The sequence below is a fragment of the Natrialba chahannaoensis JCM 10990 genome (assembly GCF_000337135.1).
In the GTDB taxonomy this organism is placed as follows: Archaea; Halobacteriota; Halobacteria; order Halobacteriales; family Natrialbaceae; genus Natrialba; species Natrialba chahannaoensis.
This window is the reverse complement of record NZ_AOIN01000050.1, coordinates 1-268: the sequence shown is the minus strand read 5'-3', so window position 1 is coordinate 268 and position 268 is coordinate 1. Positions and strand designations below refer to the sequence as shown.

Here is a 268-nt window from a genome sequence, read left to right as displayed (position 1 = left end):
ATCGGCACACCCTGCCGCTGGTATCCCTACAGCACCCGTCCCGCACGCTCCGGACCCACACGCACATGCACATTCGCCACCCGAAGCAACGCCACCGGGTGAACCCGTCGTTCCAGGCTACGGTTCCACTGACACGGAACACTCCCCCGAAACAACGACCGAGACCCAGGACCACATCCAGCGCGCACTCGAGGGAACCGACACCACGCAGGACGAGATTCCCGATACCGTCCTCGACGTGTTAGGTGAGGGTGGCCGCTCTCTCGAG

General features: G+C 64.2%; 1 pseudogene. It reads left to right on the top strand.

Annotated elements, in window-relative coordinates:
- Positions 1–22: 22 nt before the first annotated feature.
- Positions 23–268 (top strand): annotated as a pseudogene (locus tag C482_RS21625) (DUF4157 domain-containing protein); the annotation flags it as partial.